This window comes from Actibacterium sp., from assembly GCF_041584535.1.
Classification (GTDB): domain Bacteria; phylum Pseudomonadota; class Alphaproteobacteria; order Rhodobacterales; family Rhodobacteraceae; genus Actibacterium_D.
Window position 1 is genome coordinate 1 of sequence record NZ_JBFHDW010000440.1, and the last position, 1,266, is coordinate 1,266.

Consider the following 1,266-nt stretch of genomic DNA (forward strand, 5'->3'; position numbering starts at 1 on the left):
GATCATGGTCGATGGCGGCGGCGTGCATGCTGGTGATGACGATGCAGACGTTACCCTGACCGCCACCCGCGATACGTTCGAGGCGCTTCTTGCGGGCGAACTGAACCCGGCCTCTGCCTTTATGTCGGGCAAGCTGAAGCTGGACGGCGATATGGGCATGGCGATGCGGTTGGGCGCGGCGCTGGGCTGACAGGTGTTGGATCGCGCGCCGTATTTCGCTGACATTGCCGACGGCCCCGAGGGCGGCGCGGCCTATTGGCTGACGACCCGCGACGGGCTGCGCATTCGCATCGGGGTCTGGACCAGCGACGCCGCTACCAAGGGCACGGTGCTGCTGTTTCCGGGCCGCACCGAATATATCGAGAAATACGGCCCCGCCGCCGTGGATCTGTTGGCGCGGGGCTATGCCGTTGTGGCGGTGGACTGGCGCGGTCAGGGGCTGGCGGATCGGCTGTTGGACGATCCGCAGCGCGGCCATGTCGATCATTTCCATGACTACCAGCACGATGTCGCCGCCATGGTTGCCGCCCTGGATCAGCTATCGCTGCCGGGGCCGCATTTCCTGATCGCGCATTCGATGGGCGGCTGCATCGGCCTGCGGTCGCTGATCGAAGGGCTGGACGTGCGCGCGGCGGTGTTTTCAGCGCCGATGTGGGACATTCGGATCTTTCCGCTGATCCGGCCCTTTGCCCGCGTTCTGGGCTGGCAATTCCGCTGTCTGGGTTTTGGCAGATCCTATGCGCCGGGCTCGACCGGGCGCCGGTCCTACGCCGCGACCCAGCCATTTAAGGGCAACGCCCTGTCCACCGACCACGAGATGTATGCCCATATGCAAAACCAGCTTAAGGCGCGGCCCGAGCTGGCCTTGGGCGGGCCGACGGTGACTTGGGTGCACGAGGCGCTGCGCGAATGTGTGGCGTTGTCGGCGCTGCCATCGCCGGATTGCCCGACCCTGACCTTTCTGGGCGGCGCCGAGAATATCGTCTGTTCGGTCGCCAGCCGCGACCGGATGAACCGCTGGCCGCGCGGGCAATTGATCGAACTGCCCGGCGCCAGACACGAGGTAATGATGGAAACCCCTCAGACCCGCGCCCGGTTCTTTGACGAAACCTGCGCCCTGTTCGACGCAAATCGCGACTAGTCGGGGCGCTGCACCTGCTGGCGCTGGCTGCCCAAGCCTTGCACCGACACTTCGACCACATCGCCCGGCACCAGAAACTGTGGCGGCTTCATCCCCAGCCCGACACCCGGCGGCGTGCCGGTGGC

The 1,266-nt window shown here is 66.0% G+C and carries 3 protein-coding genes; 2 read left to right on the forward strand and 1 reads right to left on the reverse strand.

The window, feature by feature from the left end; genetic code table 11:
- Positions 1–190: SCP2 sterol-binding domain-containing protein (locus tag ABYW26_RS14560; RefSeq protein ID WP_372605638.1), on the forward strand; the 190-nt coding region annotated here is incomplete at its 5' end.
- Positions 191–193: 3 nt separating this feature from the next.
- On the forward strand, positions 194–1,141 hold the full coding sequence (locus ABYW26_RS14565; protein ID WP_372605639.1) for an alpha/beta fold hydrolase: 948 nt from the start codon (positions 194–196) through the stop codon (positions 1,139–1,141).
- Here the strand turns inward: ABYW26_RS14565 and ABYW26_RS14570 are convergent.
- A partial coding sequence (locus tag ABYW26_RS14570) for a fumarylacetoacetate hydrolase family protein (protein ID WP_372605640.1) occupies positions 1,138–1,266 on the reverse strand: 129 nt, incomplete at its 5' end. The genes ABYW26_RS14565 and ABYW26_RS14570 overlap by 4 nt on opposite strands.